The sequence below is a fragment of the Moorena sp. SIO4E2 genome (assembly GCF_010671945.1).
Lineage (GTDB): Bacteria > Cyanobacteriota > Cyanobacteriia > Cyanobacteriales > Coleofasciculaceae > Moorena > Moorena producens.
In genome coordinates this window covers 1-5,555 of record NZ_JAAHIE010000406.1, presented here as the reverse complement: position 1 = coordinate 5,555, position 5,555 = coordinate 1, and the positions used below count along the sequence as shown (strand labels likewise).

Sequence of the window (5,555 nt, the reverse complement as noted above, 5' to 3'; positions counted from 1 at the left end):
TACTGGTGAATTTAGAGCAAAACGTATTAGCTAATACTTTCTTGAAGAAGTAGCAGTGTTAAGATTATTAATTCCGGGTGAATGTATTAGCTCTGTAGAGCTAACTATAAATAAAAACGATGCTTCTATAAATGCTTCTATATTAGTGGTAGGAAATAAACAGTTTATCACTACATTTGTGAAGCGGACTTGCTATATAAGGTCTAGCACTTTCGAGGTATCTTTGGAACTTGATGATGTCATACAACACATCAAGACTAGACAACCCGCTATTTTAATTTTGCAGGCAACCCAGGTGGCTAGTTTACAACTATGTCGTCAAATTAAAGAACAAAAGCTGCTCGGTTGGATATACTGCATTTTGATCAATGACTTGCCCGAAATAGCGATTACAGCAATGGGACTAGACCCAAACTGGGAGTTAAGAGAATGTGCTCAAGCCCTAGAAAACGGTGCAGATGCCTACTTACGGATCAGTTCAATCAGTAATCAAGACTCAGCCATAGCTGTAGCAGAAAATCGGTTGCTTAAGGCACAAATTCAGGCAGGGTTACGAGGAGTGCGACTATACCGGGAAGCAATGCACACTAATGATTTCCTATCAAGGATAGCATTGGTTGATCCCTTGACAGAATTGAGCAATCGTCGGGCAATGGAATCGGAGTTACCCCGACAAGTCAAAAATGCGTTTAGTCAATCAAGGCCCCTGAGTCTGATTATCCTAGATGTAGACTATTTCAAGTCCATCAACGACAACTACGGACATCCGGTAGGCGATCGCGCTCTCAAGCTACTGGCAAGTCGTCTCAAACATAACCTACGTATTCAAGATTCCCTCTTTCGTTATGGTGGAGAAGAGTTTGTGATCATTCTTAGTCACACTGACTGTGAAGAAGCCCGAGCAGTGGCTAACCGAGTGCGACATATTATTAGCGATCAACCGTTTCAGATTGATAGAAGATTGGTGCTCCCAATTACCATTAGCTTGGGTGTTGCTGCCCTTAACAATACGGACGACCATAGAGGGGAAAGCCTACTGCGATCTGCTGACCAGAACCTACGGATCGCTAAATCTAATGGTCGCAATCAGGTGTATTGTTGTTGCAATCGCTAATTTTCACGTAAATTGCTGACTCAAAACCACTGGCTTGTGGACAGTAATTTTTTTCTTGTGAATCGAAATCATGTCTTTTTCCCGTAGGTCTCCCAGTAGACGGGTGACAGTAACCCGAGTCGAACCGATAGCTTCTGCGATCGCTTGATGGGACAACTTCAGTTCAATGGTAATCCCATCCCCACAGGGTATGCCAAAGTCACGGCAGAGAATTAATAGAAAACTAACCAATCGAGACTCCATATCCCGATGAGCTAGGGTTTCGATCATCATTTCCGTCTGTAATATCCGAGACGATAGCCCCCGTAACATCAACATTGATAATTCCGGGTTTTCCTTCAGTGCTTTTTCGACCTGGTCAATCGGGGAAGAGAGTAACTCTACAGTTGTAAAGGCAACTGCATGGTAGAACCGATCAGATTGGTGACCAGTAATCAGAGACAGAACACCGAAAACCGTATTTTCTCGCAGCAGTGCTACAGTAATTTCTTCCCCTACTTCGTATACTCTAGAAAGTTTTACAGCACCTTTTAGCAAAAAGTAAACCCGTTCAGCTGGATCTCCTGGGAAGAAAATCGTCTTACCTCGCTCATAGGTTTCTACGACTGGTGGAAACGCTCCTCTACCAATCTGACGAAACACAGCCGCTAGTGGTGTATCCTGCGTCACAACCCTATCCATATCTATTTCTTTGTACAAATGCCCCTATCTATTTACATTTAAGAGACTTCCGGGGATTTTAAGCCACGGATTACCTCATTAATCTGGTATATTTAGGCTATTTTAGCGGATTTTAAACAGTTTTCTTGAGTTTGTTGTGAACTGCTACAACCGTTTCCAATTCCCCTTGCCCATCAATTTCGGCGGTGGGACCGGTGGCCAATTTAATTTGCCTAGGTCAAGGGCACCGGGCAAGTTTTGAGCTAATTTGCCAACAGGCCAACAGTATTAACTGCTAGTCTATATCTTAGCAAGCTCTTGACTTGATTTTCCCTTAACCCCGTCAGGTAGAAGCGGCAATTCGTAGCAATCATCGTGGCATAGACAAATTTATTTCCCACTACTTAATATCAATCTGAGCTAATTTTTTGTAAAAATTGCTACCAAAAACCAAAAATCTCAGGAGGTAAGCCTGAAGGTCAAAAGCAATGCAACGCTGACCTGTGGGGAAACCCCACAGGTCAGCGTTGCATCAAGACATGGAGCTGAAAAACTCAATGTTGCTGCATTCAGGGATATAATAGCTGGGCTGTCATACACGGCTAAGTAACCTTCAACCCTGACTCATAGCGCGACTCAACCTAAAAACCATGCTCGATCTCAACGGAAAAAATGCTTTTGTCACTGGCATCGCCAACAACCGCTCCATTGCTTGGGGGATCGCCCAACAGTTGCACAACGCGGGGGCAAATTTAGGTGTGAACTTTTTGCCTGACGAAAAAGGTCGCTATGAGAAAAAAGTTCGAGACCTGGTAGAGCCCCTCGAACCTAGCATTATCATGCCCTGTGATGTCCGAAACGATGCCCAAATTGAAGCGATTGCAGATGCGATCGCAAAACAATGGGGCAGACTGGACATCCTGATTCACTGTTTAGCCTTTGCCAATAAAGAAGATCTATCGGGAGAGTTTAGTCAGACATCCCGTGAGGGGTTTTCCCTAGCCTTAGACATTAGCACTTACTCCCTCAATCGACTAACAGCGGCTTGGAAGCACTTGATGACTGATGGCGGTAGCATTGTCACCCTCAGCTATCTGGGGGGTGTTAAAGTAATTCCCAATTATAATGTGATGGGTGTTGCTAAAGCAGCACTGGAAATGAGTGTTCGTTACCTGGCAGCAGAACTCGGACCTCAAACGATTCGGGTCAATGCTATCTCCGCAGGGCCAATCCGGACCTTAGCCTCTTCAGCAGTTGGGGGGATAATGGATATGATTCATCATGTAGAGAAAGTAGCACCACTGCGCCGCACGGTTACTCAGGAAGAAGTGGGTAAAGCAGCTGCTTTCTTGTGTAGTGATTTAGCCAGTGGCATCACTGGTCAGGTTTTATATGTAGACGCTGGTTACGAAATAATGGGCATGTAGGTGACATACTCCCACACTGACCTATCGGTTCAGTGTGGGCTTCTTACCAACTCCAGCTATTGCTTAGGATACACGGGTTACTTTATTAACGACACGGGATGCCCCGACCCTCCGGAACAATACAATAAGTTCTATTTTTAAGCACGTAGGTGGCGGTTAGCTCTTAATTTGTCTTCCCTACTATATCTAGTATAAACGATATAAACCCTGTCCGCAATTGATCTCACACTCATGCTGCCCATGTTCGTTGTGAGGCAATTGAGCGGATGAAGTTAAGTTAGACAGGAGCAAAGATGTAATGCAAGTAAGCAATAACCGGACGCAGATCGAGAGCGGACCGATAATTCTCAACACTCAAGAGTCTACGTTAAAGGCGCGAACAGCTTCAGTCAGGCGTACTACTGGGGAAACTGATGTACAAGTGTCACTGAATTTAGATGGTACAGGTATCTGCACCGCTAATACAGGCATCCCATTTTTAGACCATATGCTGCATCAAATCTCTTCCCATGGACTGATTGACTTGGAGGTGCAGGCAAAGGGAGACCTAGAAATTGATGATCACCACACTAACGAAGATGTTGGGATTACCCTAGGGCAAGCCTTGGCAAAAGCATTAAGCGATCGCAAAGGAATTTTCCGCTTCGGTAATTTCCTGGCTCCCCTAGATGAGGCATTGATTCTGGTATCTCTAGATTTTTCTGGACGTCCTCACTTAAGCTATGGCTTGGAAATTCCTACCCAGCGTGTCGGAACCTATGATACCCAACTGGTGCGAGAGTTTTTTGTTGCACTGGTTAACCATAGTCAGATCACCCTACATATCCGCCAACTAGATGGCATCAATTCACATCATATTATTGAAGCGACATTCAAGGCATTTGCCAGAGCAATGCGCATGGCTGTGGAAATTGATCCTCGTCGTGCAGGGATGATTCCAAGCTCTAAGGGGGTTTTGTAAAAGCTATCCGGAAATCCTAAAAGTTGATAACAAACAAAAAGCCATGGGACTAAGAGTTCCACAGCTTTTAGACTGGTCTAAGGAGCATTAACTACATTTGATCGTAGAGTACGCTAACTGTGGGCATAGTCCTCGTAACAGTTTTGGTAACGAATTGACTACTCTCGTCGCTAAATCAAATATTATAGCGAGAGATTCCTAAGAACATAAATCCTTACTGGCGCGCGCCAAATAGCCTCTACACTCTGAGATCAAATCATTGATTTTACTTGTCTTTTGGCTTACGCTTCTAGCAGCGGTGCCCTTGACCCGTGGCGAATTTAATTACGGGTCAAGGGCACCGTGAGGCTTTTCAGCTGGCGCGCAAATCGGCACTTTATAGTTGATTAATTATCTCTATCTACTAGTAAAAATTATCAATAATCGCAAGAGTTTCCGTCTCCAATTCCCCGGAGACGCGCGCCTTAGATCGGGTCGCCTGATTACAAAAGACTTAACCCTTTTATTTTATGCAAGACCTTTCGCGGAGCGGCTATGGGCGAGCATCACCCATAAAGGCGACCCGATCTTACGGTAACTTCTAACCCGCTAACCCTTACTGGCAGTGCCAGACGCTGCTTAACACGGGTATAACGGGAGTCCCCAAGGAGATTGAATGATGGTTTTGACTCAGCTATATTCCAAACGAGGATTTACCAAAGGGCACCAGGATTGTGCTAATCCTCATAGATTCAAACGACTAGTGCCCTAGTGCTGACGCTAACCAACCAATTCTAGGCAGCCAGCCCCCCAAGGTGCATCATTCAGACCTAGCCAAAGTCCAAGATTGCACCCTTGAGTTTTAGAAAAATCTGGGATTATGTGGTCTAATTTTGGTTGATTTAATTTCATTATGATTCTGGTGTTTCAGCTCAGTGGCAATGATTAGCTGATCAAGGGTGCAGTTGAGCTTTTCCATCATTAACTTAGTCTGCCAAAAGGAGAGCTTAGGCTGCATTTTACCCCTTTCCCAAATGGAAATGGTTTTTTGGGTTACTCCAAGAGCCTCAGCAAGTTCTCGCTGAGTTAAGCCAACTTGCTGGCGCAACTTTAGTAGTGTTATGTCATGATGTTCACGTAGCATTATAGTTTACTATATAATATTGTCCAACGCCATATCATCAACGGTATAAACAAACAAAAACACATAATGGCAGGTAGCCAAAAGCTGCTTTTGCTTTTTGAAACCTAATCATAACGGTTCCAAGTTATTTACCCCAGCCATCCTTAAATCTACAAATAACAGCTCAATCCGTTATACGTCATCCACATCCAGTCAAATATGGTTCCTGCTTGGCTGATGGATCGGTTGCTTTAATCCCAAAAAGCCATCACTCAACTAAAATACTTAGAG

Annotated in this window: 5 protein-coding genes; 3 read left to right on the top strand and 2 right to left on the bottom strand. The window is 44.2% G+C overall.

All coding sequences use genetic code 11. The features are described 5' to 3' along the window. Positions 1 to 55: 55 nt before the first annotated feature. Positions 56 to 1,114, top strand: a complete 1,059-nt coding sequence (locus F6K37_RS28855; protein WP_229414399.1) for a GGDEF domain-containing protein — start codon at positions 56 to 58, stop codon at positions 1,112 to 1,114. Positions 1,115 to 1,117: 3 nt separating this feature from the next. Here the strand turns inward: F6K37_RS28855 and ntcA are convergent, their stop codons facing one another. Beyond that, positions 1,118 to 1,795, bottom strand: coding sequence for a global nitrogen regulator NtcA (ntcA, locus tag F6K37_RS28850; RefSeq protein WP_008181591.1), 678 nt, complete (start codon positions 1,793 to 1,795; stop codon positions 1,118 to 1,120). A gap of 629 nt (positions 1,796 to 2,424) precedes the next feature. Here ntcA and fabI point away from each other — a divergent pair. Beyond that, positions 2,425 to 3,201 carry an enoyl-ACP reductase FabI gene (gene fabI, locus F6K37_RS28845; RefSeq protein WP_008181587.1) on the top strand — a complete coding sequence of 259 codons (777 nt, stop codon included), beginning with the start codon at positions 2,425 to 2,427 and terminating at the stop codon, positions 3,199 to 3,201. Positions 3,202 to 3,499: 298 nt separating this feature from the next. Continuing rightward, the gene (gene hisB, locus F6K37_RS28840) at positions 3,500 to 4,162 is read left to right on the top strand and encodes an imidazoleglycerol-phosphate dehydratase HisB (protein ID WP_287253877.1); all 663 of its coding nucleotides are present in this window, start codon (positions 3,500 to 3,502) and stop codon (positions 4,160 to 4,162) included. Positions 4,163 to 5,003: 841 nt separating this feature from the next. Here hisB and F6K37_RS28835 read toward each other — a convergent pair. After that, positions 5,004 to 5,285: a helix-turn-helix domain-containing protein gene (locus F6K37_RS28835; protein WP_008181583.1), complete on the bottom strand. Its 282-nt coding sequence runs from the start codon at positions 5,283 to 5,285 to the stop codon at positions 5,004 to 5,006. Between the last annotated feature and the right edge of the window lie 270 nt (positions 5,286 to 5,555).

Coding starts and splice junctions, on each gene's coding strand:
- ntcA (WP_008181591.1), bottom strand. CDS start 1,795: ATGGATAGGGTTGTGACGCAGGATACACCACTAGCGGCTGTGTTTCGT.
- fabI (WP_008181587.1), top strand. CDS start 2,425: ATGCTCGATCTCAACGGAAAAAATGCTTTTGTCACTGGCATCGCCAAC.
- hisB (WP_287253877.1), top strand. CDS start 3,500: ATGCAAGTAAGCAATAACCGGACGCAGATCGAGAGCGGACCGATAATT.
- F6K37_RS28835 (WP_008181583.1), bottom strand. CDS start 5,285: ATGCTACGTGAACATCATGACATAACACTACTAAAGTTGCGCCAGCAA.